The sequence below is a fragment of the Ferrimonas aestuarii genome (assembly GCF_005116665.1).
Lineage (GTDB): Bacteria > Pseudomonadota > Gammaproteobacteria > Enterobacterales > Shewanellaceae > Ferrimonas > Ferrimonas aestuarii.
The window spans coordinates 570,602-594,678 of the sequence record NZ_SWCJ01000001.1 but is presented as its reverse complement, the minus strand read 5'-3'; the positions used below and the strand labels follow the sequence as shown (position 1 = coordinate 594,678).

The following is a 24,077-nucleotide window of genomic DNA, read 5'->3' as shown; positions in this document are numbered from 1 at the left end:
ATAAAGAAAAGGGCCTCGACGCCTCCCCAGGTTTCGAAGCCCTTAAGATTTGATTAAAGTGCGCCCCCTGCCGACTACGCAGATACCTGCTCAGCCTTAGGGGCAGTTTGGGGAAACGCCCACACACTGTTGGCATCGCCGTGGCGGCCTCGCGCTAAAGTGCGTTTGGCGGTGACAGCAAAAACCAGCCCCATCAGCAGCGCCACAGCCTCCAAAATCAAGGTGGCGCCGGACCACTTAAAGTCCAAACCTAGTGATGGCAGTGCTCCAGCAATCACCGTCGTGGCTGGAATCATTAAGCACGCCAACGCCAAACCGGCTTGCAGCAATACCGCCGCTCTTGCCGCACCCAGTAAAACGCAACTGAAAAGCGCCCCACCAAAGCAACCGTAGTAGATCCATAAATAAGCGTGGTTAATAGAGATATCGAATAGGTACAGCCACTTAGTCGCCGCAATAGCCACCGCAGCGCCAAGCATTGCACCAAAGCTAACGCCTACGGTTAACCCCGCTAACACCCGCACATCTTTACGCTGTGGCCCCACTTTCTGGCGGCGTTTCTCCAGCCATAACAGGTTGCCGCTATAAAACAGGAACGCACCGCCTACGCCTAATACAAAGAAGATCCAGCGTCCAAAATCGCCACCAAAATTCCCGAAATGGAAGGCAAAGAGGTTCTTAACCACCTCTCCGTAGACCGTTTGCTGCACACTGCCAAAGGCCACTTCCTGTGTATAGGGGTTTAGGTAGATCACATCAAAATAGGCACCGCGCATCATGCCGTTAGGGTTATTAAGCTCCATCACCAGCGTGGGCGACTTAGAATGTAGGCGGCCAAACTCCAAAGACATCAGCTCATGGCCCGGAGCCAGACGCTGCGCCAACGCCTCAAAGGTTTCAATTTTAGGCAGCTGTTCAATCTGAAACTCCGCCGCCGCAGGCTTAGGAAAATCGAAAAGTGGCTTGTCTTGATACACCAGTTTCATGCCGCCATAGAGCACATCATGAAAGGCAAAGATCACCACGGTCCACGCGATAATCAGATGATACGGCAGGCTGAATACGCCAGAGAGGTTGTGGCTGTCCAGCCAGAATCGAGCCGACCCTTTATGAGTTCGCAGCGCAAACAGAGTCTTTTTTAGGGTTGGAAGCAGTAAAATCAGCCCAGACACCAACGCGATAAAATAGAGTGTGGACGCCACTCCCATCACCAAAACGCCGATCTGCTCATGACCAAGATTGCCGGGGATGCCCGCCGTACGATGAAGCTGATCAATTAGCCCTCCGAGCTGGTTCTTCTGCCCTTGCTCGATCTGCAGCTGATCATCTGCGGTAAGGGTGGCATAACTGATCACTTCATTGAGGTTAACGCTTTTCTGGCGCGGCCCAGGTCCACTGGGGTGCCAAGAGATGGGGGCTGCGCCTGGCTCATAGGAGAGCCTAAAGCCGTCGTTTGCCGCAGGAAATTCAGACAGCACCCGATCCACTAATTGCTGACGCTTATCCGCAGCAACCGGCTCGAGCGTATGTTGGCTTGGTGTAGCCCAATCATTGAACGCGGGTTTAAACAGGCTTAATGCTCCGGCAAAAAAACCGATGAACAGCAACAATCCCGCGAGGATGCCGGTCCACGTATGCACCGACTGATAACTGCGAAGAATTCGCGGAGACACTCTCATACAACCGCCTTCAAACCAAAGAACAGAGCGTAAACCACCAGATTTGCCGCCAACATCATGCCAATGGCTCGGTTGCCATTGGCAAAGCTAAAACAGGTCGACAGACTTACTAACCAAACCAAGGCCACCACCCAGATGGTCAACATCACTTTGCCCTGTTCGGTCATGTCACCAGGGGTAAACCAAGCGAAGCTGGCGACGACGCCAAACCCTAGGGTCAATCCCAACACTAAGCCGGCAAACACCTTTCTTCCCCAATGGTTTGCCACATTAACCGCCATGTTTTGCTCCTCTACCGGCATACACCGCGAACAGAAATGGAATCGAGGTCATTAGCACCATCAGCAGTGCCAACCAAACGTAGAACGCCGACAGAGGTGCCAATCGAAAACTGAATCCAAATAGCGCCATCAAGATCATCCCTGACCCCATATAACCTGCGACCGGAGACAGCGGACGCTTAAGCGGCTTCTGATGCTTCGAGCACAGATAGATGAGACAGCAGCCTAGCAAGGTGAGCGCTAAGGCGACGAATTGAACCAACATACCTTCCCTTGTAATTACTTCTCGGTCAGGGGCGGGATAATACACCAAATGAGAATCATTGTAATTCGCAAGTGCATCAAATTTGACATCGGTTACACAACTGACTCAGTTTCGAAGAAAGTTGTTGAAAAATATTATCATTTCGTAAAACCTATAAATAGGAATGGTTATCATTTACAAAATGGGTCGATCATTCCGTACTTTGAGATGATAAAAACAGGGAAAAAAGATGTACAAGTTCAACGCTATCACTGTTGTGTTGATGGGGCTGTTCTCCGCCGGTGCTGCGGTCGCCGATGATGACAAGGGCGAACTGACCTCCATCGAAGTGATCACCGTGACTGGAGAAAAATTCGAACGAAGCCTAAAAGACACCACCTCGTCGGTGTCGGTTGTCGATTCAGAGGAGCTGGAAAGTGGCATTCACCAATCGGTGAATGGCGCCATTGATGACATCCCTAATGTCGTTACCCTGACCGGTGCCGTGCCCGACATCCGCGGGGTATCCGGTAACGGTGCAGCAACCGGTTTCCACTCCTTTGCCGGCGGAGCCAACACCCGAGTGGCCACCATTACCGACGGCGTTGCCGAACCCTTCGTCGCCGACCTCACTGGTAATACCGGCCTGTGGGATATCGAGCAGATTGAAGTATTTCGTGGCCCGCAATCCACCAGTAATGGCCGAAACAGCATTGGTGGGGCCTTGGTCATCAATACCAAGGACCCTAGCTTTGACTGGGAAGGCGCCGCCATGGCGGGCTATCGCACCGAAGATAACTTTGTAGACACCGCCTTTGCATTGACTGGCCCGCTGATCGATGACGTACTGGCATTTCGTTTAAGTGGCCAATATCTTGATGGGGAAACCTTTAATAAGGGCATCACCCAAGCTGGACGAGAGCCTCGATTTGACCAAAACGACCTCACCACCCAGCGTCTACGGGGAAAGCTGCTATGGCAACCCACCGGCGACAGCGATCTGAAGTTCCAACTGAACTTCTCCCACAACAACGAAGAGGGTGACTCCGGCCGTAACTACTACGTCGGCAAAGATCACGACGCCTTCGACTCCCTGTTTGACCGCTTTATGGACACCAAGTCCAACACCAGTTCCTTTGAAGCTCACTACAAACCAAGCAGCTCCTACGCGTTTGATTTTCTTGCAGCTTTCGTCGACTACGACTGGAAGATGCTGAGCTTTGAAGCCAACCCAGCCATGGACGCCGATGTAACCATGCTAGAGGAAGATCTGACCTTGGATGCCAAGTTCAGTTTCGGCCTTGATTCCGATACATTCAACGGTTTCATCGCGTTGGCGTACTTCGAACGCGATCAGGATTTCAACAGTGTTGGCGGCTCTGTCTACGACGGTGTCGATAGCAGTAAGTCCTATGCCACCTACGGCGAAATGACCTATGCCATCACAGATAAAATTAAGCTTACCGCTGGCGGCCGTATCCAAAAAGAGGAGCAGGTACGAGACTTTAATATGCTGTTCGGCGGCAGCACGTTAAGCGAACGCTTAGACAACGACGATACCATCGCCCTGCCGAAATTGGTGCTTCAGTACATGATTACCGACACCACCACCTTGGGTCTTAGCGCACGTCAAGGCTACAACTCCGGTGGCGGTACCATCTCCTTTAACGCTCAAGAGTATTACACCTATGACGCCGAGTACGTAAACGCCTACGAATTCAGCGTACGTAGTGGCCTGATGGACGGCGATCTCAACCTTGCCGCCAACCTGTTCTACAACGATTACAAAGACTATCAAGGCAGTGACGCCACACGCACCATCACCAACATCGAACAGGCCACCACCTACGGTCTTGAGGTGGAAGTGGATGCCATGCTCTCAAATGATCTGCAGATGATGGCGGGCCTAGGTTTACTCAGCTCAGAAATCGACAAAGCCGATGTCAGCTTTGGTGACATCGTGGGCAACGAGCTCAACTCTGCGCCAAACCTAACCGCCAATCTGGGCTTCAAATACTGGCTGACCAATGAGTTTACCGTGGGCATCAACGGCAACTACGTTGGCGAGTACTACGGTGATATCAATAACTCCGATAGCCGTAAAGCCGGCGACTACACCGTGGCTGGTCTGACCCTGGATTATCAATACGATGCGTGGCGAGTGTCGGTTTACGCCAACAACCTGTTTGATGAGCGTGGTCTGACGGTTAATGAACCACCAGGGAGAAGCTATGAACACGGCTACGTGGCGGTTATCGACCCACAGAACTTCGGTGCCAATGTGATCTACCGTTTTTAACGGTGAAACTGCACCTTAGGAATCCAACTGCTTAGGGTATAAGTCACAGATTGCCTTGAATGACGATGCAGGGTTTTGCCGCCTTTCCATCACATCGAAATCAAAGCAGACTAAGACATCGCTAAGCAGTGGATGGTCCTATCTGGCAGCAGCAAGATGCCCCCAAGGGCTAAGTGGATGGCGGTTGAGGCACCTATCCAAACGCTATGGGCTTAACTTCAATGTTAAGTTGCCTTAGCCAACACTCGTAATGCCCACTATCCTATTGCTGCCGAAAAGGGCCGCTGTCAAAGCCTCATGATTGCAATGTCATGGGGCTTTTCTTGTTGGTTTCAGGCTGATTAACTCACTCTTTGGGCTCAAAGTATTGATGGTTCAGCGGCTAAAACGAGTAAAGGGATTGCTCACCTTTCACTTAATGCACACCTTCACCACTTCCCCATCCAGCCGACGGCAGGACTAGAGGGTGGTTTTCGGTGTACTCGAGAAATGCTTTCGCCGCCACCGACAACGCTTGATCCGCTAACCAGAGTGTATGCCACTGAGTCTGAATCGGTAATCCATCAACGGGCAGCACACCAATGGCGGGAACCGGATCGAGGGTCAACGTATGCTGCGACAAAATAGACAACCCCAAGCCTTCCGCCACACAGTGTTTAATCGCTTCGTTACTCTCTATCTCCATCCGCACATTCAGTTCAATGTTATGCGCGCGCAGATGGCGTTCTATAGCCTGTCGAGTGCCAGAGTCACGCTCTCGCATCAAAAAAGGGCGCGATGCCAGTTTGGCCAACGTCAGTTTACTTTGCTGAAACAACGAATCATCGCTCGCAGCAACCACCACCAACGGATTATCCAGCAGTGGTCGACTGTGAACAGGTGGATGGTCTGGGATCTGGCTGAACACATAAATATCATCAAGACCTTGCTGAAGACGCTGACGAATTTGAGCTCGGTTGCCAATTTTAAGACGAATGTCGATCAGGGGGTATTGTCGACAAAAGGGGCCAATAATATGAGGCACAAAGTATTTTGCACTGGTAACCACGGCTATGCGCAGTGTTCCGCTTTTTAATTGATGCAGATCAGCCAAAGCCATCTCAAAGCGTTCCCCACAGCGCAGCACTTCAGAAGCACATTGAGCCAACAAACGTGCACTTTCGGTAAACAGCAGTTGTCGCCCTCGAAAATGGTAGAGCGTTACTCCCAGAGCTTCGGATAACCTCTTAAGTTGAATGGAAACCGTTGGCTGGCTCAGGTGCATTCTCTGCGCCGCCTGGGTTAAAGAACCACTTTGATAAACCTCAAGAAATACTTCCAACTGCCGTAGAGTTGCCGCTCTCAGTTTCAAAGGCATGTACGCCTCCATAGCCAAATGGCTATAAACCACATAACAAAAATTTAGTTCTGTAAATGATAGCAACTGGGCAAAGTATTTGCGGAATCCCAAGAATCCGGAGGTAATCATGCGTAACGAAACCATCTTAGTTCCAGTAGCACCGGGGCAACAGATTGAACCGGTTATGGCTCCTTTACTCAACTATGCCGAGCGGTCTCGATCTAAGCTGATTCTGCTATCTGTCGTAGAGAAACTCGATATGGCCTGGCGAGCCAACTACACGCCCTTAACGATATTGGAACGCACTATTGAACAACAGCGGCAGCAGTTGGCAACGCTGTCTCAAGAGATCAACAAAAGCTACCCCAGCCTAATCCCATCCACCGACGTGGTAAGTGGCACGCCTTTTATCGAAATCGTCAAATACGCTGAAAACATCAGCTGCGATCTGATTGGCATCGACGCACGCCGAGCACACAAAGACTCATCCTGTCAGTACGGCAGCACCACCAGACATTTAATGCGTAAGTCGGCAATTCCAGTTTGGTCACTGCAACCTCAACCCCAACATCGAGTTCGTCGAGTGGTGGCCGCCGTCGATGTGGCCAGTTCCGAGCCGGAAACTCAGCGTTTGAACAAACACATTCTGCAGCGAGCGTCTCAAATAGCACAGGTCATGGACGCTGAACTGATCCTCTGCCACGCCTGGCGACTAGAGGCAGAAGGCTACCTGCGTAACTGGGCTCGCTGGAATGACACCGAAATCGCCAAAGCCGCACAGAGCGAACGTCAGCAACGACTGCAACGCTTGGAATCTCTAATAACCCAATCAGGTATCCCGTCCGACAAAGTTCGAGTTGAGCAGCTTGAAGGAAACACCGACACCGTCGTACCGGAACTGGTGGAGCAGGAAGGGGTCGACCAATTGGTTATGGGTACCTTATGCCGCAGTGGCATCGCCGGATTCATTATCGGCAACACCGCGGAACGACTGCTCGACGCGCTGCATTGCTCTGTCGTAACCCTTAAACCCGATGGATTCCATTCACCAGTAATAGGAAGGGAATAGCAATGAAAATCGACCCAAGCGACAGAATGCAGGCAGAGCTACAACGGGTGATTCACTGGTCAGTTCGAGCGCTCTCTCTGTTGATGCTATTCGTTATCGTAATGGGCGTGCTCGATGTGGCGTGGACTCTATATGAGCGGCTACTGACTCCGCCACGATTTATTCTCACTATTTCAGACATGCTGGCCACATTTGGCGCCTTCATGGCGGTACTGATCGCGATAGAGATCTTCATCAATATCACCATCTACCTCCGTGACAATGTTATCCACGTCAAAATCGTCATGGCCACGGCACTGATGGCCATCGCTCGAAAAGTCATCATCATCGATATGGAGACAACTGAAGCCACTTACGTATTCGCGATAGGAGTGGTGGTGGTGGCAATGAGTATTGGCTACTGGCTAATTCACCAGTTACCCAGAGAGAGTCACATGGAGGAGTAATGTTTACACTCGCTGTAGGGTCTCTTTTGAAATGGACCAACCCTGTTGAGTGACGCCAGTTGCTGTAGCAACTGGCTCTCTGTCGCTCCTAGGCTAAGGCATGCACTATCGCCATTGCTAACTTCACGCTGCTCCTAGATAACCTGCATCACGCCCTTTGCATTTAAAATGCCGATGCATCAAAAACTTCGTGACTCAAAATCCTTTAACTTTGTCACAGGGCTTTTTCCTCCACCGCTGGAAATGCTGGCGATACGCAGCGCTTGACCACAAAGTCAAAACCAAAATCGGCTTGATCATTGTGTGAGATGGTTAAGATTTCATAGTCATTCAGTTCAACCGCCCGAGTATGCGCCTCCAACTGACAACGAGAACGGGTGTCCGCCTCTTGGTTAAAAGCAAACTGCGCCACGGCGATACGGATGTTCTTCTCGTAATCCTCTAGTAACAGCTCATCAACCAGCACCTGTGCGGAAACCTCACCATTACCCACATCTATCTGAGCCACCTCGCCATTAACGAACTCAGTCGCCAAGCCTGAGCTTTGGGAGTCAAGTAAGGTCAAACATTGAACCAACAGCAATACCGACAAGCAAAACCTCAGCGCATTGGTGGTAAACGGGTATGCGCTTTTGGACACATGACGAACCAGTTTCACTCCGAACGGCTTAAGAAGCAGAATAAGCAACAGATAAAACGGGGCCACCACTTGGAACATCAGCAGTGCTATTCCACTGGAAACCGCAAACCAGATTGGCAAAAGCATCATCAACGCAAAGTTGTGGGTATAGTTAAAATGGCTCGCAGAAACCCCTGTCACCTCATTCACGACGCCGGCGGCACTGGCTAAGGCAAAATTAGTAATCACGCCATAGAACAACAGAATGACCGCTTTCCCCGCCAGGGATTCCCACCAATGGGTAAAACGAGGCCAAAACTCCAGCAGCAGTGCCACTAGGGTCATTAAACTAGGCCAGAGTGGATCGCCTCCAGCCAAAATCCAAATTAGAGGCGCGGTGACATACAGCTTCTCAGGAAGGGTTAATGCGGCGAAAAATGTCCGTACCCCAGTCTTAAACCTCTGCCAAACTGAGGGTTTCTCGGTTAACACACCCATGTAATACGATCCGTTTTATTGTTATTGGAAAGGATTTTACTTTGCAGCTTATCAATGGAGTTGATTCACTGCCAGCCACGATTTGAACTAGAGCTTGTGTCATCGTTTTCGCCATTACCAGCCCCACTAAAACGAAGCCTACTCTGGCGCCCGGAGTCTCACAAGCCTCTGACAAAAGCAAAGTTTAAGTGAGCCCTGAATTCATAATTGCAAAGAGGTGGTGACAGGCCAAATGGTAGGGGAAAACAGGGAGCCGTAACTCAAGGTGCCAAAATCCGAGAGGCACCAACTACTCCCAAAGGTATCGTATTTCAAATTGGCGTTAAGGCACTGCCTTACGCCAATTTGCTTGAAGCTAAACCTTAACCGTCAACTTCCAGTTGCAGCAACTCAACCATCTCTGCCGGGCGATTAATACGCATCAGTTGACCGAAAGAAACCGGTTCTTTCGGGGAAACTTCAATAGATAACTCCCCCGGACTGTCGATGAAATCGATCAGCTCCTCAAAAGCATCTTCCTGGAAATCTGTTTGCGGATTACCCTGACTTTTTACCTGAGCGATCAGCGCGTCTTTGGCTTCATCGGCTGAGATTCCTTGCTCACGGCCAATCAGCTCATAAGTTCGCTCCATCAGCTCATCGTTGTCAAAAACCACCTCCGCCTCAGCCAACTTCAACTGCTGCCAAGTAAACAGCAGAGACGACAGCCCCGCTTCAGAGAAGTCCATATCTGCCACCGCAAATGAAAGGCTAACGCCACCGACGTCATCAGCACTGGCTGACAGCTCATCTAAAAACAACGTGCGGTTGGACTCATCATAGTGATAAGCCGCAGTCGCGTTCAGCTTAACCGGACTGTCGAATCCCAGTTGATCGTACATCCGGCGATAATCGCGAGGCAGCTCCTCTGACGGGATCTCTGCACCTTCGATAGCAAATTCCAACTCGGTTTGTAGATTGCCAAGACTGGAGTCATAACCATTGATGCTCACAGATTCAATATAAAGCGAATCATCAATACGGACCTCTTCAAGGGTGATGCCACTGCCCACAATATTCGCTTCCACACCATCATAGGTAATGTTTAAACCCTTCTCGGCAATGAACTGATCAACCTTTTCTTCTGCAACGCTATCCGCGTAAATATCGACACCAACGCTGGCAACGAGAACCGCAGCCACTGCAATTAATACGGTATTTTTCTTACTGTTCGAGTCTTCCATTGACTTCCCTTAATGATTGGTGATTTATTTTCGTATCTATCTGATTAAGCTAATCAAATAGAAAAAAATAATCCAGAGAGATATCGACACATTTGCGATTTTTCACAGCTATATATCCACAACAGAACCAACTAAGCATAAATATTGCAGCTAACTGCACAAAAGCGAGGCATTGCCTCGCTTTCTGTGTCAGATGTAGGTCAACGTCACAATAGCCGCTACAGCTAACGTCTGTCCTCAATTACCACGCCATCATCGGCAATATCGGTGGTGCTTATCACCTCACCAGACAACTTAGTTACGGCCTTGAGCGTCTCGGCAATGGCGCTGGCATCAAATCCAGCCCCCGAGTGCTGGCACCTAAGCAGCATCTTATCGTTGCCACCTTCATGGGTAACAATCAGGCGAAGCTTAGTCAGCTCGGGATGACGACGCCTTATCTGTTCAAGCTGCTGCGGATGCACAAATAGCCCTTTAACCTTAGTGCTTTGATCCGCCCTGCCCTGCCAGCCTCGAAGGCGAACATTGGTGCGGCCACACAGGCTCGCTTGCGGCAGAACCGAAGACAGATCCCCAGTTGCAAAGCGAATCAGCGGATACTCCAAATTAAAATTGGTGACCACCACTTCACCAACTTCCCCCTCGGCCACCGGCTCGCCGCTGCCTGGGCGCAATACCTCCACCAGAATATGTTCGGCAACCACCAATCCCTGCCCCGGCTCACTTTCATAGGCGATAAGACCAAGATCGGCGGTGGCGTAGGCTTGATGCACCCGAATGCCCGCCTCAGCAAAGGCCTGTTTTAGTGGCTCGGTCACCGCTTCACCACTGACCAGTGCCACCTCAAACGACAAGCTCTGGCCGCAGGCTTTGGCTTTATCAATAAGGATCTTTAGAAACGACGGCGTGCCGCAATAGCCTCGAGGCCGCAGCCGAGCATTAACCGCCAACTGCTGCTCAGTACTGCCAGGGCCTGCAGGAATGACCACGCAGCCGCAGGCTCTTGCGCCTGAGTCCATCATCAATCCGCCGGGGGTCATGTGATAGGAAAAGCAGTTTTGCACCCGATCCCCAGCTTCGAAACCGGCAGCATGAAACGCCCGTCCCATCCTCCACCAATCCTCCTGATTGCTCTCCGGCTCACAAATTGGCCCAGGGGAGACAAACAGGCGGTCTATCTCGTCAAAGCTAGGCTCAATCCCAGCCAACACCGAATCATCGGTTTGCAGCGACATCAGATCCGACTTTCTCAGCACCGGCAACTGCGTCAGTGCCTGACGGTTGGAGATGCCGCCAAACTCAATGCCAGCGAGTGCCTGTCGATAATAGGGGCTAGTCTGGGCCACGTGGGTTAACAGATGGGGAAGCTGCTCAAACAGATTGGCTTCTCGCTCATCATTGGGCTGGGTTTCGAGATGGTCAAAGTAGTATTCAACAAAAGCGCTCATTCCACCCTCCTACAGCCAACGCTTACGACGTTTATAGGATTTGAGGTTTTTAAAGCTCTTGCGCTCGTCACTGCCGCCCCCCAAATAGAACTCCTTAACGTCCTCGTTGTTCAGCAGCTGTTCTCGAGTGCCATCCAGCACGATTTTTCCCGATTCCAGAATGTATCCGTAATCTGCCGCCTTTAGGGCATAGTTGGCATTTTGCTCCACCAGCAGCATGGTGATCCCCTGCTCCTTGTTGATCTTATCGATGATGGCAAACACCTCTTTCACCAGCAGCGGCGACAGCCCCATGGAGGGCTCATCCAGACAGATCATCTTCGGCCGAGCCATCAATGCGCGGCCGATGGCCAACATCTGCTGCTCGCCGCCAGAAAGATAGCCCGCCAATCCGGTGCGCTCTTTCAAGCGGGGGAAGTAGCGAAACACCATCTCGATGTCGTCGTTGATCTCATTGTCACTGCGGGTGTAGGCGCCCAGTTTGAGGTTTTCAATCACCGTCATGTCTTCAACAATGCGTCGCCCCTCCATCACCTGAAACAGGCCACTGCGCACAATCTGCTCCGGCGATTGGGTATCGATGCGCTGGGTACCAAAGTGGATGTCCCCTCGGGTCACTTCACCATCTTCACTTTTTAACAATCCAGAGATCGCCTTTAAGGTGGTGGACTTACCGGCACCATTAGGCCCAAGCAGAGTCACAATCTGCCCCTCGGGCACCTCAATGCTCACCCCTCGAAGCACCTGAATCACTTCGTCGTACACCACTTCAATGTTATTAATGGCCAGCAGAGGCTCTGCCGTCTTTAACGCCGCTTGGGTCATACTAACTCCCTGTTATCTATAATCGCCTTGGTAACGACAAAGCGGAGGAAACTGAAAAAAAGGGGCACAGCGGCCCCAACAAGTGGCTAACTTAAACTTTCCATCAAAAACCCAGCCAATCGGAACGGCGCTCCAGAGTCATCTGGCTAACACGCTCAATCTGCACGTCGCCATTGTTGTAATTGCCTTTATAGATATTGACCTGATTGACGCCCCGGTGATCGTCGGCCTTCCAGTTGGCGGCCAAACACACCCCTTCCAGTCCTTGTGGCACCCAGTTGTCTTTCACATACATGCCTTTTTTGATGTTCTCACCGGTGATGCCGCCATTGTCCTTCGCCCACTCCATCGCCTCTTTCATAAAGAACGCAGAGCACACCCCACGGATGTAATGGTGCAGTCGTGGCTGCTCGCCGCTAGGATCGGACATCTTGGAGACTTCACGCACCAGCTTCATGCCCGGTGCTTCATCACTCCAGAACGGTGTCATGGTTGGGAAGATGTAATCTTTGATCCCCTCACCGGCAGCCTCAAACACCTTCTTATCGCCGCCCCAGATGTTGGACATAAACTGAATGTCGGTGCCGACGGTGTTGCAAGACTTCACCAACGAGAGCACCGAGCCGCCCAAATTGCCGATGTAGCCATAGTTGCTGCCGGAGCTCTTAAGGGTTAAGCACTGCGCCTTAAAATCCCCAGGTTTCATGGAGATCACCACCGGCGGCATCACCTCAAACCCAAGCTCCTTGGCATAGGCGGCGCAGGCGGCTTTTGGGGCATTGGGATAGGGATGGTTGGCACCGATGTGGGTAAATTTTGGCTTGCCCGATTTGCCTTTGGCCTTCCAATCCTCGGCGGCCCACTGCACCAGACCTCGGCACGAATCGGAGTAGGATGCGCCGTAGAAGAAGTTATAGGGCGCCGGTTTTTTGGTTTTCGGGTTTTTGCCCTGAGGGTCGGTCAAATGGCCAGAATAGGAAGCGGAGAACAGCGGCATCTTGTCCTTGGCCACAAAGGAGATCAGCGCTTCGGTATCGGCGGTGCCCCAGCCCTGCATGGCCACCATGCCCTTGCGGGACTTCCACTTTTTGTAGGAGGCGATCGCCTGAGGCACCTTGTAGGCGTAATCGATGGTTTCAAACTCCAAATTGGTGCCATTAATGCCACCGTTGGCATTGATGTACGCCAGTGAATCGCGAACGCCATCGGCGTACACCTTACCAACAAAGGCGGTTGGCCCGGACATGTCTGCCAGATGGCCAACAAACACCGAATCTTCACCGGCACTGACACCAAACGACGCAGTGGTGGTAAGTGCCATGGCAGCAGTTAACGTCTTTAAACGAGTCGTAAACATGGAATTCTCCTTATATGAGGCCAGATGCCTCGGTTCCTTTGCGATAAAAGTCAGGCTCGGCGCCGCAAACAGCTCTAGTAACAGCGCACTCAAGCCCTAGGCCTTACAGCTGACCCGTTAGTAAGAAAATGGGTAAAACTTCCAGTAGTTTTTGATCTGCTGCCAACGGTGCGCCAGCCCTTGAGGTTCAAAGATCAGAAACAGGATGATCACCAGGCCAATGGCCATCTCTTTGATGTAAGCCAGGCCGTCCACCACCATGGGGATGTTGCCCCAATCGGTGGCTTTCATTAGGCCAACGCCCCCTTCCAGCGCCTCAGGCAACAGCACCATAAAAACCACGCCCATCAGGGTGCCCTTGATGGAGCCCAAACCGCCGATGATCACCATGGCCAGAAACTGCACCGACATGAAGATGGTGAAGCCCTCGGCGGAGACGTAACCCAGATAGTGGGCGTACAGGGCTCCACCGATGCCCGCATAAAACGAGGAGATCCCAAAGGAGAGCAAACGATATTTATTGAGCTTCACCCCCATGATCTCCGCTGACAGGTAGTGATCTCGCACCGCCACGAAGGCGCGGCCGTCACGGCTGCGCATCAGGTTGCAGCCCCAGATGTACATGAACACCAGTGCAAACAGCGCAATGAAATAGAACTTCTCGTCGGTGTCGAACACCAGCCCAAACAGGCTGATGGGCTCAGCCATTGAGCCGGCGCTGCCACCGGAGAACCATTCTGCACGGCCGAAGAAATCCTCAATAATGAACTGAGCCGCCAAGGTGGCGATGGCCAGATAGAGCCCCTTAATCCGCGCCGCCGGCATGCCGAACATCATGCCGACCGCCATGGTCAGAAAGCCCGCCAACGGAATGCAGAGAAACACCGGAATGCCAAAGCTTTGATTCATCCACGCCGAGGCAAAGGCGCCAAAACCGAAAAACGCACCGTGACCAAGGGAGATCTGGCCGGTAAAACCCACCAAGATGTTCAAACCCAAGGCGGCAATTCCCAGATAGGAGATCTGAATAAACAGCGTCAAATAGTAAGCATCGAGCACCCAAGGTGCGCCGCAGGCCAGCGCAATCACGACTATGGCGAAACGGCGGATGGTCTTGGTTTCATAGATGGTGTTGTCCTGCTTATAGCTGGTACGAAAGTCGCCGCAGGGACGCATAGACAAACTGGACATGGTCTACTCCTTAGATCCGTTCAATGTCTTTTGTCCCGAACAACCCGTATGGCTTAAACCACAGGATGATCAGCAGGACGTAAAATGGCGCAATGTCATACATGTTGCCGAAATGCAGATACTGGCTATCGAAAAACTCCGCCAGATTTTCCAGTACGCCGATGGTGATGCCGCCCACAATGGCGCCAACGATGGAATCAAGTCCCCCCAGAATCACCGCAGGGAACACCTTAATGCCGATGGCCGACAGTGAATCGGATACGCCGTTGACCATGCCAATCACCACACCGGCGGTGGCCGATACCGTAGCGGCAATGCCCCAACTCATGGCAAACACCTGCTTTACGGAAATTCCCAAGCTCTGAGCCACCTGTTGGTCGAAGGCGGTGGCTCGCATAGCCAGTCCATGTTTGGAGTGTTTAAAGAACAGGTAGAAACCCACCATGATGATCAGCGCAATCACCGTACTCATCAGATACGCCAGCTCGATGTTAAGGCCGAAGATTGACAGGCTCTGGTTATCAAACACCGCCGGATAGCTCTCCGGTGCTACACCGAAGATCCACTTGGTCAATGACTGGAAGAACATCGACAGGCCGATAGTCACCATGATCACCGAGATGATCGGCTCGCCAATCATCGGCCTTAGCACAATCATCTGCAGCGCCACCCCGAACAGGGCCATGAAGGCGAGACTCATTAAAAAGCCCACAAAGAATGGCAGTTGCAGATACACCAGCAGCGCCCAGCACACCCAAGCCCCCACCAGCAAAAACTCACCTTGGGCAAAGTTAACGATCTGGGTGGACTTGTAGACCAGCACGAAGCACATGCCCACCACCCCATAGAGAAGGCCCACAATCAGGCCGTTAACGATCAGTTGCAGCAGCAGTTCGAAATTCATGATGCTCTCCGTTGCGTCTGTGGCGAAGCTGACCCCTTGGTCGCCTCCGGTTCAATCAGCGTTGCCACCTTAAGTTGGGTCTGAACCCGAGAGTTACTGCCATCTTGGAAGGTGATGACAGTGTCGATATCCACCTGCTCATCGCCGTCGTAGATGGCATCGATGATGTCGCCGTACTTATCTGCAATGACGCCGCGACGCACCTTGCGAGTTCGGGTCAGTTCGCCGTCGTCGGCATCAAGCTCCTTGTAGAGCAGCACGAACTGATGGATACGCTGAGCCAATGGCAAGCTGGCATTGACCTTCTCCACCTCCTCGGCCAACTTGGCGTACACCTCAGGCAGGGTTGCCAAATTGGTGTAGTTGGTAAACGCCAGCCCTCGCTGCTCCGCCCACTTAGCCACGATGCTGAAGCGGATGCACAGCAGCGCTGCCAGATAGGGCCGGTCTTTACCAAGCACCACCGCCTCGCCCACGAAGGAGGAGAACTTCAGCTTGTTTTCGATGTATTGAGGCGAGTACTGAATGCCGCCGCTGGTGTGGGCCAGATCCTTTATTCGGTCGATCACCACCAGATGGCCTGAAGGCTTGAAGTAGCCCGCATCCCCGGTGTGCATCCAGCCATCTTGCACATCTTCGTCATAGGCGGCCTGATTGCCCAGATAACCGCAGAACATCCCTTGTGTCTGCGCCACCACCTCCCCTAAGCCTTCAGAATCGGCGTTGATCACCTTGACCTTGGCATTGTCGAAAGCCACGCCAACGCTGTCGTAATCTACGTCCTCGGCATGGTGGATGGTGTAAGCACCGCCCATCTCGGTCTGGCCATAGAGCTGACGTAGCGGCACGCCGATGGCTTGGAAGAATCGGAAAGTATCCGGCCCCATGGCTGCGCCACCAGTGGCGGCGGATTTCAGGAAGGAAAACCCTAAGCGGTCCCGCAGTGCTTTCATCAACAGATAATCCGCCAGCGTTGACTGCTTGCCGTTATCCAGCGCCTGCTGGGCTCGGTCCATGGCGAAGTTGAATAACTTCTGTTTAAGAGGTGAGGAGTCCATCATCCGAGCTTGAACGTCTGCCAGAATCCCTTCCCACACCCGAGGTGCCAGCAACACGAAGCTGGGGCCAATCTCTCGCAGGTCGGCCATCATGGTCTCCTGCTCTTCGACAAAGTTGACCACCAAGCGGGCGATCAGCGCTTGGCCCACCGCATAGACCTGCTCCATGATCCACGGCAGCGGCAACACCGAAACGTAATTGTCTCCCGGAATGCGAGGGTCAGCGCGCAGATAGGCGCTGCAGTGGCTGATGAAATTGCCCCCTTTAAGTAGGGCAATTTTTGGCTTGGAGGTGGTTCCTGAGGTGGTGCAGTAGATGGCCACTTTATCTGGTGAGCCGGCGTCCACCATGACATCAAACAGCTGTGGCTCGGCTCGGTCGATCTCTTGGCCCATCTCATACAGGGTGTCGACGCAGATTAGTCGAGAGTCGCTGTACTTACGCATGCCCCGAGGGTCGCAGTAGATGATGTATTTGACGCTAGGAATGGCGTCTTCTAGCTCCAGCAGCTTATCGCACTGCTCCTCATCTTCGGCGATCACCACAGAGGCGCCGCTTAAATTAAGCAGATAAGCCACCTCCTCATGAAGCGAGTCTTGATAAACCCCAAGGGAGTAGCAGCCCATGGCATGGGCGGCAACTTCACCCCATACCCACTCGGGTCGGTTGTCCCCCAGTAGGGCAATGGTGTCCTCCCCCTTGATGCCAAGTTTGGTCAGCGACAGCGATAACCACTTCACCCGGTTGAAGTAATCCAGCCAGCTGAACTCATTCCAGATGCCAAACTCCTTCTCTCGCATCGACACCTCGCCGGGCCAATGCTGGGCGTTATGGCGCAATATCTTTGGAAAGGTATCCAGTGCGCCCATCTCAAAGCCGTTTTCGGCGGCGATCCAAGGCTGTTCCATTAGCCGGCCTCCTGCATGATGTCGTCCTCTTCCAACCCTAAATAGGCGCGCTTCACGTGCTCATCCTGCATCACCTGCTCAGGCAAACCTGTGATCAACTTCTTGCCAAAATCCAGCACCATCACCTGATGGGAGATGTCCATTACCACCCCCATGTCGTGCTCAATCATCACCACGGTAATGCCAAACTCCTCGTTGAGGTCGCAGATGTAGCGGGCCATGTCCTCCTTTTCTTCCAAGTTCATGCCCGCCATCGGCTCATCCAGCAGAATCAGCTTGGGCTTTAACGCCATGGCTCGAGCCAACTCAACCCGCTTGCGCAGGCCATAAGAGAGGGTCCCCGCCACGGATTTGCGCACATGGGTGATATCGAGAAAATCGATGATCTCCTCCACCTCTCGGCGATGGGCCAGCTCCTCTTTCTGCGCAGGCGATGCCCAGTACAGCGGTCCGGTCAGCCAGTTATTTTTCATCAGGTGATGGCGGCCAACCATGATGTTGTCCAGCACTGACATGTGGCCAAACAGCGCTAGGTTTTGGAAAGTACGGCCGATGCCAAGGTCGGCCCGATCATTAGGCTTTAACTTGGTCACATCACGGCCATCAAAATGGATGCGACCTTGGTTGGGGCGATAGCGCCCAGAGATGCAGTTGAGCATCGAGGTTTTGCCGGCACCGTTAGGGCCGATAATGGAGAACACCGAACCGGTGGGCACCTCAAAACTGACATCGGTGAGCGCTTTCACCCCGCCAAAGGCCAGGGAGATCTGTTCAACCTGCAAAATGGGTTTGGTCATACCCTCACTCCTAAATCACAATACGAGCGGGCAACGTCGGCCCAGAAAAGGCCGCTTGCGCGGCCAAAGGGTTGGGATTACAAGGCATAGCGTGCGGAAAACTGGCCATAGAAGGAGCTGGCGTTAGAGCTGTGCATCTCAAATTCACCAAACTCAAAGCCCACGGCCAATTCAGTAGTCAAGTTGGTGAATAGGTTGACGCTCCACTGACTGTTGTCGGTATCGGCTTCATCGGTTTCCACCCGGCCATAAAGGAAGGTGCTGCGCAGAGTATCCGTCCAATAGTGGCGATAGGCTGCGAGGTAGGCGGTGGTGGTCTCCACCTCTTCGCCGACGAGATCCGCCGCAGCCGTGACGCCTACGTAGCGGCCAAGCTCACCCTGATGCACCTGAAACCGGAAATCGTCTTTATCAAACAGATTGATTTTGCCCGCCAGCGAGAAGCCGAAAGCGGTTTCGCTGTCACCGCCGTTGGTGTTTAGTTCACGGCCAATTCCCGCCAGCGAGACGTTGCCCCAGTCCTGCTTGAAGGTGTATTTGGCAATCACATCGGGGATGGCGTCGTTACTGGTGTCGCCGCCAAATGATTCGGGGTTTTCGATGGACACCGCAAAACCGCCGTTTTCATAACGAACCTGCCCTTGACGAATGAACGCCAATCCCACCGTCGCCCCAGCAAAATCGGCGGTTTCAGGAATGGCGCTGGTATTCATCAGCGTCGACCAGGTTTGGCCTGCGGTTACCCCTTGATAACGAATAAAGGCGTGGCGAATTCGAGGGTGGTAGGAGTTTGAGATCACCTCATTACCGCCACCGCCGTAGAAATCCATCTCGATAAAGCCGGTGAGATCCCCGTGTTGATATTTGGTGTTGAAGCGGGTCTCGTTGGCAAAGATTCGGAACTGAGAGGCATCTTCCTCCATGGGGGTGCCATTGCCGATCCAAAAGTCACGGTAGGCGATATCGCCATCCACATAGCGGCCATCCACCTTGATGTAGCCGCCGAAGGTGATCTTTTTGTCGTCCCCGAGATCGATTTCAAACCCTGAAAGCGCCGAACCAGAAAACAGCAATGTACCGGCGAGTACAACCAAGTGAGATTTAGCGTTGAGCATGATGTGTCCCCTGTTAAGTAGTGGGGTCAACATCGGAAAAAGCGCCTCTGGCCTCAATTGGGAATAGGTATTAATGAATCTGACTTAATTCGCTGGTGTTAATACTAAAGTCGCAGTCCCCATTTCGATTAAGACTCGGTTTTTATGGTATTTATAGGCTTGAGCAGGACGCTTAAATCTTGAATACAAAGGACGTAACATGTTTCCCAATTGGTTGTTGGTGGTGGTCAGCATTGGCTACATTGGCCTACTGTTTGCCATCGCGTTTTTTGGCGACCGCTACCGTCATCGCATCGCCGCCAACCAACATCAATGGATCTACGCCCTCTCATTAGGGGTCTACTGCACCTCCTGGGGATTTCTCGGCACCGCCGGCCAAGCGTCGGTGGGAGACTTCTCCTATCTGCCGGTGTATCTGGCCCCCATTGTTCTGTTTCTCTTCGGCTGGCCCTTTATCCAGCGACTGATTCGAGTCAGCCTTAGGCTGAATATCACCTCCATCGCCGATCTGCTCGCCGCCCGGTTCGGTAAGTCTCAGAAACTGGCGGTGTTGGTCACTCTGGTGGCGCTATTTGGCACCCTGCCCTATCTGGCACTGCAGATAAAAGCCATTGTGAACTCCTATGAAATTCTGCGTCAGAGCCAAACCCTAACCTCATGGCAACTTGGGCTGATAGTCAGTGCAGTCTTAGCCGGATTTACCATCATCTTTGGGGTGCGAGCCATCGACGTTACCGAGCGTCATCCGGGCGTGATGGTGGCCATCGCCTTTGAATCGTTGCTGAAACTGCTGGCCTTTTTGGTGGTGGGCCTGTTTGTCAGCTTTATCGCCTTCGACTCCCCAGCGGAGATCTGGCAGCAAGCCAAAACCAGCAATCCAGAGGCATTTCTCCTCGATGCCGACCAACTGCTGTCGCTGTTCGGGCTGACGCTGATTGTGCTGTGCGCTTTTCTGTGTCTGCCTCGTCAGTTTCAGGTCACCATGGCCGAGCCGAAAAGCCTGGAGCATACCCAAAAGAGCCGTTGGCTGTTTCCCCTGTATGTGTTGGTGTTTGCCTTTTTCGCCGCTCCATTGGGCCTCGCTGGTAATCTGCTTTACGGCGACTCCCTCGCCCGAGACTCCTACGTGCTGTTTCTGCCCGCCTTTCACGGCCAGACCTGGCTCAGCTTGCTGAGCTTTCTCGGCGCCATCTCTGCCGCCAGCGCCATGGTGATCATCTCCACCATCGCCCTGTCGACCATGCTCAGCAACGAGGTGGTGTTCCCAACGCTGTTTAAGCAAAGCGATGTTAATAAAACCGACTTTCAGCAATTTCGCGCCAGATTACTGCAGGTTCGCAAATATTTGGTACTGATAGTGATTGCGCTCAGTTACACCATGTTTCTAGCGGCACCGCCAGATACCCTGGCTTCCCTTGGCGAAGTGGCCTTTGGCGCCATCGCCCAAATTGGCCCAGCGCTGTTTGCCGCCTTCTACTGGCGTAAAGTCAGCCTCACCGCAGTCATCAGCGGTCTAAGTTGTGGTTTTGGCATCTGGGTTCTGTTCAATTTGGCACCCCAGCTTGGACTCTACCCCCACCCATTTGCCAACAGCGACTATACCGCCACCACCCTGGCGACCTTGCTGGGGCTAACCCTGAACACCTTGCTTATTTTGGTGGTGTCTAAGTTCAGTCGCCAGACCGTGACCGAGCAGATGCAGCTTGAGCACTTTTTTGAGCGCCCCTCCGGCGACCAGCCCCAGTCGCAAAAGCCCAGTAAAATCGCCCCTAAAGAGCTGCAGCTACTGGCCGCTCGTTTCGTGGGTGCCGACAAAGCGGCACAAGGGTTTAGCCAGTTCGCCACAGCCCATCCCAATGTGCAGTACGACAAAACCACCAGCCCTGCGGAGCTCGTGCTGTTTACCGAAGACCTATTGGCGACGGTAATGGGCTCAGCTTCCGCCAGATTGGTGCTCGACTGTGCTATGCAGGGACGGGAAATTGCCCTAAACGAAGTGGTTGAGCTGATGGAGGAGGTCAGCAGCCAGCGAAGCGCCGCCAGTGCCCAGCTACTCAAAAGTGCCATAGAGAATGCGTCGGAAGGGATCTCGGTCACCGACAATCAGTTCCGTCTGGTGGCATGGAATCAGCGCTACCTGGATCTGTTCCAGTACCCACAGGCCCTGATCTACCCCGGCTGCCCAGTGGCAGATCTCATCGCCCACAACTTAAGCCACAGCCTTGATGACCAAGAGGAGATTCAAAGGCAGGTGGCAAAACGGCTGCAGTTTCTGCGCCTAGGTAGCCGCCACAGCTCAGAGCGACAACTTAATGATGGCACCGTCATCCGCATTGAGGGCAACCCCATGCCCGACGGCGGTTTTGTGATGCTGTTTTCCGACATCACCGCCTACCGAGAGGCCCAGGCGCTGCTGACTGCCAAAAACCTCGATCTGGAGTCCTTGGTATCGGAGCGTACGCAAAACCTCGCCAAAGCTAATGAGCAGCTGGCTCGCTCCAATGCAAAGTTGGCTCAGGCCCGAGAGCAGGCAGAGCAGGCCCACCGGCAAAAAAGCCGTTACCTTAAAGCCTGTAGTCATGATCTGATGCAGCCACTGTCTGCTGCCAAGCTGTTCTCCGCCGCCCTGATGGAGAACCAGCAGCTGCCCAGCTCAGTGCGGGTGCAGCTAAAGCAGATCGATCACAGCCTCAAAGTGGCCAACGATCTGTTGGTGGATCTCAATGAGGTGTCTCGCATCAACAGCGGCAACGTAATGCCAAAAATCACTGCGTTTCCCGTCGCTGAGCTACTGGACAGTCTCCATCAGGAGTTCGCCGCTACGGCTCATGAACATGGGGTTCGCCTCGAATACATCCCCAGTAGCCTGTGGATTCGCAGTGATAAAGCACTGCTGCGACGCATCCTGCAAAACCTTCTTAGTAACGCCTGTCGTTACGCCAGTGGCAGTCGCATTCTGTTGGGGTGTCGCCATGGAGCTCTGGTTCGCATTCAGGTAGTCGATACCGGCCCCGGCATTCCAAAAGAGAAACAAGATTGGGTGTTTGGCCAATTTAACCGCCTAGAACACAGCAGCCATGGCACCGGGTTGGGCCTAGGCCTTGGGCTTAACATCGCTCAAAGCCTCGCCCAACTGATGGGCCATGAGCTAAGCCTTAATAGCCAAGAGGGCAAAGGCTGCTGCTTTTCTGTGTCGATGGCGGCCACAGAGCCGGAGCTGCGCCTGCCAAGTCAGCCGATTCAAACCACCTCTCTCGAAGGAGTTCAGGTGCTGTGTGTGGATAATGATCCCAACATTTTGGCTGGCATGGAGAAACTGCTCAGCCAATGGCAGTGTCAGGTGATCAGAGCCACCTGTCTGTCGCAAGCACGGAGGAAACTGGCGCAGCGCCACTTTGAATGCGACATCATGCTGGTGGACTACCAACTGGATAACGGTGAGGATGGCCTAAGCCTGATGCAGGCGCTAAATAAACAAGCCGGACGGCAGATCCCCGGTATTTTGATTAGCGCCACCACCGACGCTCAGCTGCAAGAACGCGCCAAACAAGCGGGCTTTGGTTACCTGAAAAAGCTCATTAAGCCCATCACCCTAAGGGCGATGATCAGCGCCATGCTGGTGGAGAGCTGGCAGCATAACTACCTATTGGACACCGAATCTGCCAAGTTACTGGATTAAATCTCAACCACGGTGCGGGAAGTCTGCAGCTGCTGCATCGCAATCACCGCTTGGGTGCGGGTACGAACCCCAAGTTTAAGAAATAGCGCACTGGCATGGGCTTTGACTGTGGCTTCCGACAGCCCCAATTCAGCGGCAATCTGCTTATTGAGCAGACCGTCAGCAAACATCAACAAAATACGATGCTGACGAGGTGACAAGCGAGCGATGCGGTCGGCCATGTCATCCTCCGCCTCACACTCCAACTCCATGCCTTGCGGTAGCCACTGACCACCACTTGCCACCGCCTCGATGGCTTCCATCATCTGCGGCACCGGCTTGGATTTAGGGATAAAGCCTGACGCGCCGCAACGCATCGCCTGGGAAATGGTTTTGGTGTCCTCCTGTCCGGAGACCACCACCACCGCCAGATTAGGGTGCTCAGAGCGAATTCTGATTAAGGTATTTAAGCCATGGGCATTAGGAATATTGAGGTCGAGCAGCAGCAGCTCCGCATCTGGATGCGAGCTCAGCACCGCATCCAAGGTATCGATGCCGTCGGCCTCGAAAATGGATACGTCTTGAAATCGAGCGTCAATAACGTTGGCCAGTGCTTGGCGAAACAACGGATGATCATCAGCGATGATCAACTTGTCTATGAATTGCATGACTAAATCCCCAGTCGAGCCTCGCCCGCATTATCTGTATGCAGGTCATGTAGATATCCTTATCTTGCCGAAAGAGGCTGCAAATTCTGATTCCAAATTTCTCACTCAGCAAATTCCTAGTCTACCGAGTTAAACAATTTTGGCTATTAGACTTTTCGTTAAATTACAAACATTAATCCGATTATCTAACAAAAGTCCTGTATTTGTAGAAGAGATCTCTTCTACAAATCTTAATATTTCATCTCGCTAAACTCCCATAGTACACATAGCTAAATTAGGCGGTAACCATCTAAAATTTTGACACTCAGCAGTGTTTAAGTCCGAGAAATCACCACATGACAAACAAAAACCAACATTCAAACAAAATTCGCAGCCACTGAAATAAAGTTACCATCTTGGTTAGCCCACTAATTGATTAACCAAATGTGTCGTTTTGCAATAAAAACGCGT

At 52.7% G+C, this 24,077-nt stretch carries 19 protein-coding genes; 4 read left to right on the top strand and 15 right to left on the bottom strand.

Features of this window, described 5'->3' with window-relative positions; genetic code table 11:
- Positions 1 to 74 precede the first annotated feature (74 nt).
- Genes FCL42_RS02650 through FCL42_RS02640 form a run of 3 tightly spaced genes read right to left on the bottom strand, consistent with a single transcriptional unit; the run spans position 75 to position 2,225 of the window.
- A complete protein-coding gene (locus FCL42_RS02650; protein ID WP_136861814.1) occupies positions 75 to 1,679 on the bottom strand; it encodes a PepSY-associated TM helix domain-containing protein in 1,605 nt (534 codons plus the stop codon).
- A complete protein-coding gene (locus FCL42_RS02645; RefSeq protein WP_136861813.1) occupies positions 1,676 to 1,960 on the bottom strand; it encodes a hypothetical protein in 285 nt (94 codons plus the stop codon). Before FCL42_RS02645 ends, FCL42_RS02650 begins: the two co-directional genes overlap by 4 nt.
- Positions 1,950 to 2,225, bottom strand: a complete 276-nt coding sequence (locus tag FCL42_RS02640) for a hypothetical protein (RefSeq protein ID WP_136861812.1) — start codon at positions 2,223 to 2,225, stop codon at positions 1,950 to 1,952. Before FCL42_RS02640 ends, FCL42_RS02645 begins: the two co-directional genes overlap by 11 nt.
- Positions 2,226 to 2,454: 229 nt before the next feature.
- On the opposite strand from FCL42_RS02640, the gene FCL42_RS02635 reads away from it, so the two are divergent.
- Entirely contained in the window at positions 2,455 to 4,503 is a 2,049-nt protein-coding gene (locus tag FCL42_RS02635; protein ID WP_136861811.1) for a TonB-dependent receptor, read from the top strand.
- Between the two features lie 415 nt (positions 4,504 to 4,918).
- Here the strand turns inward: FCL42_RS02635 and FCL42_RS02630 are convergent, their stop codons facing one another.
- Positions 4,919 to 5,860, bottom strand: a complete 942-nt coding sequence (locus tag FCL42_RS02630) for a LysR family transcriptional regulator (protein WP_169308258.1) — start codon at positions 5,858 to 5,860, stop codon at positions 4,919 to 4,921.
- A 109-nt stretch (positions 5,861 to 5,969) separates the two neighbouring features.
- Here FCL42_RS02630 and FCL42_RS02625 point away from each other — a divergent pair, with 109 nt between their 5' ends.
- Positions 5,970 to 6,911, top strand: coding sequence for a universal stress protein (locus FCL42_RS02625; protein WP_136861809.1), 942 nt, complete (start codon positions 5,970 to 5,972; stop codon positions 6,909 to 6,911).
- Between the two features lie 2 nt (positions 6,912 to 6,913).
- Positions 6,914 to 7,357 carry a phosphate-starvation-inducible PsiE family protein gene (locus FCL42_RS02620; protein WP_136861808.1) on the top strand — a complete coding sequence of 148 codons (444 nt, stop codon included), beginning with the start codon at positions 6,914 to 6,916 and terminating at the stop codon, positions 7,355 to 7,357.
- Positions 7,358 to 7,571: 214 nt separating this feature from the next.
- On the opposite strand, the gene FCL42_RS02615 is transcribed toward FCL42_RS02620, so the two are convergent.
- The 10 genes from FCL42_RS02615 to FCL42_RS02570 all read right to left on the bottom strand — a co-directional run bounded on the left by FCL42_RS02615 (position 7,572) and on the right by FCL42_RS02570 (position 19,301).
- Entirely contained in the window at positions 7,572 to 8,474 is a 903-nt protein-coding gene (locus tag FCL42_RS02615) for a hypothetical protein (RefSeq protein WP_136861807.1), read from the bottom strand.
- Positions 8,475 to 8,836: 362 nt separating this feature from the next.
- On the bottom strand, positions 8,837 to 9,697 hold the full coding sequence (locus FCL42_RS02610; protein ID WP_136861806.1) for a hypothetical protein: 861 nt from the start codon (positions 9,695 to 9,697) through the stop codon (positions 8,837 to 8,839).
- A 224-nt stretch (positions 9,698 to 9,921) separates the two neighbouring features.
- Positions 9,922 to 11,145: a phenylacetate--CoA ligase family protein gene (locus FCL42_RS02605; RefSeq protein WP_136861805.1), complete on the bottom strand. Its 1,224-nt coding sequence runs from the start codon at positions 11,143 to 11,145 to the stop codon at positions 9,922 to 9,924.
- Between the two features lie 9 nt (positions 11,146 to 11,154).
- Positions 11,155 to 11,970 (bottom strand): ABC transporter ATP-binding protein, encoded by an 816-nt coding sequence (locus FCL42_RS02600; protein ID WP_136861804.1) that lies wholly within the window; start codon positions 11,968 to 11,970, stop codon positions 11,155 to 11,157.
- A 103-nt stretch (positions 11,971 to 12,073) separates the two neighbouring features.
- Positions 12,074 to 13,291, bottom strand: a complete 1,218-nt coding sequence (locus tag FCL42_RS02595; RefSeq protein WP_205729212.1) for an ABC transporter substrate-binding protein — start codon at positions 13,289 to 13,291, stop codon at positions 12,074 to 12,076.
- 153 nt (positions 13,292 to 13,444) lie between these two features.
- Positions 13,445 to 14,518 (bottom strand): branched-chain amino acid ABC transporter permease, encoded by a 1,074-nt coding sequence (locus FCL42_RS02590; RefSeq protein WP_136861802.1) that lies wholly within the window; start codon positions 14,516 to 14,518, stop codon positions 13,445 to 13,447.
- 10 nt (positions 14,519 to 14,528) lie between these two features.
- Positions 14,529 to 15,422: a branched-chain amino acid ABC transporter permease gene (locus FCL42_RS02585; protein WP_136861801.1), complete on the bottom strand. Its 894-nt coding sequence runs from the start codon at positions 15,420 to 15,422 to the stop codon at positions 14,529 to 14,531.
- The gene (locus FCL42_RS02580) at positions 15,419 to 17,389 is read right to left on the bottom strand and encodes a long-chain fatty acid--CoA ligase (protein WP_136861800.1); all 1,971 of its coding nucleotides are present in this window, start codon (positions 17,387 to 17,389) and stop codon (positions 15,419 to 15,421) included. Before FCL42_RS02580 ends, FCL42_RS02585 begins: the two co-directional genes overlap by 4 nt.
- On the bottom strand, positions 17,389 to 18,186 hold the full coding sequence (locus FCL42_RS02575) for an ABC transporter ATP-binding protein (protein WP_136861799.1): 798 nt from the start codon (positions 18,184 to 18,186) through the stop codon (positions 17,389 to 17,391). The genes FCL42_RS02580 and FCL42_RS02575 overlap by 1 nt, the downstream gene beginning before the upstream one ends.
- A gap of 77 nt (positions 18,187 to 18,263) precedes the next feature.
- Complete coding sequence (locus tag FCL42_RS02570) at positions 18,264 to 19,301, bottom strand: DcaP family trimeric outer membrane transporter (protein WP_136861798.1); 1,038 nt, start codon at positions 19,299 to 19,301, stop codon at positions 18,264 to 18,266.
- 199 nt (positions 19,302 to 19,500) lie between these two features.
- Here FCL42_RS02570 and FCL42_RS02565 point away from each other — a divergent pair, with 199 nt between their 5' ends.
- Positions 19,501 to 22,980 (top strand): hybrid sensor histidine kinase/response regulator, encoded by a 3,480-nt coding sequence (locus FCL42_RS02565; RefSeq protein WP_136861797.1) that lies wholly within the window; start codon positions 19,501 to 19,503, stop codon positions 22,978 to 22,980.
- Here the strand turns inward: FCL42_RS02565 and FCL42_RS02560 are convergent.
- A complete protein-coding gene (locus FCL42_RS02560; RefSeq protein WP_136861796.1) occupies positions 22,977 to 23,627 on the bottom strand; it encodes a response regulator in 651 nt (216 codons plus the stop codon). The genes FCL42_RS02565 and FCL42_RS02560 overlap by 4 nt on opposite strands.
- Positions 23,628 to 24,077 lie beyond the last annotated feature (450 nt).

Coding starts and splice junctions, on each gene's coding strand:
- FCL42_RS02595 (WP_205729212.1), bottom strand. CDS start 13,291: ATGGCACTTACCACCACTGCGTCGTTTGGTGTCAGTGCCGGTGAAGAT.
- FCL42_RS02570 (WP_136861798.1), bottom strand. CDS start 19,301: ATGCTCAACGCTAAATCTCACTTGGTTGTACTCGCCGGTACATTGCTG.
- FCL42_RS02610 (WP_136861806.1), bottom strand. CDS start 9,697: ATGGAAGACTCGAACAGTAAGAAAAATACCGTATTAATTGCAGTGGCT.
- FCL42_RS02615 (WP_136861807.1), bottom strand. CDS start 8,474: ATGGGTGTGTTAACCGAGAAACCCTCAGTTTGGCAGAGGTTTAAGACT.
- FCL42_RS02590 (WP_136861802.1), bottom strand. CDS start 14,518: ATGTCCAGTTTGTCTATGCGTCCCTGCGGCGACTTTCGTACCAGCTAT.
- FCL42_RS02620 (WP_136861808.1), top strand. CDS start 6,914: ATGAAAATCGACCCAAGCGACAGAATGCAGGCAGAGCTACAACGGGTG.
- FCL42_RS02645 (WP_136861813.1), bottom strand. CDS start 1,960: ATGGCGGTTAATGTGGCAAACCATTGGGGAAGAAAGGTGTTTGCCGGC.
- FCL42_RS02585 (WP_136861801.1), bottom strand. CDS start 15,422: ATGAATTTCGAACTGCTGCTGCAACTGATCGTTAACGGCCTGATTGTG.
- FCL42_RS02580 (WP_136861800.1), bottom strand. CDS start 17,389: ATGGAACAGCCTTGGATCGCCGCCGAAAACGGCTTTGAGATGGGCGCA.
- FCL42_RS02635 (WP_136861811.1), top strand. CDS start 2,455: ATGTACAAGTTCAACGCTATCACTGTTGTGTTGATGGGGCTGTTCTCC.
- FCL42_RS02605 (WP_136861805.1), bottom strand. CDS start 11,145: ATGAGCGCTTTTGTTGAATACTACTTTGACCATCTCGAAACCCAGCCC.
- FCL42_RS02630 (WP_169308258.1), bottom strand. CDS start 5,860: ATGCCTTTGAAACTGAGAGCGGCAACTCTACGGCAGTTGGAAGTATTT.
- FCL42_RS02640 (WP_136861812.1), bottom strand. CDS start 2,225: ATGTTGGTTCAATTCGTCGCCTTAGCGCTCACCTTGCTAGGCTGCTGT.
- FCL42_RS02625 (WP_136861809.1), top strand. CDS start 5,970: ATGCGTAACGAAACCATCTTAGTTCCAGTAGCACCGGGGCAACAGATT.
- FCL42_RS02560 (WP_136861796.1), bottom strand. CDS start 23,627: ATGCAATTCATAGACAAGTTGATCATCGCTGATGATCATCCGTTGTTT.
- FCL42_RS02650 (WP_136861814.1), bottom strand. CDS start 1,679: ATGAGAGTGTCTCCGCGAATTCTTCGCAGTTATCAGTCGGTGCATACG.
- FCL42_RS02565 (WP_136861797.1), top strand. CDS start 19,501: ATGTTTCCCAATTGGTTGTTGGTGGTGGTCAGCATTGGCTACATTGGC.
- FCL42_RS02575 (WP_136861799.1), bottom strand. CDS start 18,186: ATGACCAAACCCATTTTGCAGGTTGAACAGATCTCCCTGGCCTTTGGC.
- FCL42_RS02600 (WP_136861804.1), bottom strand. CDS start 11,970: ATGACCCAAGCGGCGTTAAAGACGGCAGAGCCTCTGCTGGCCATTAAT.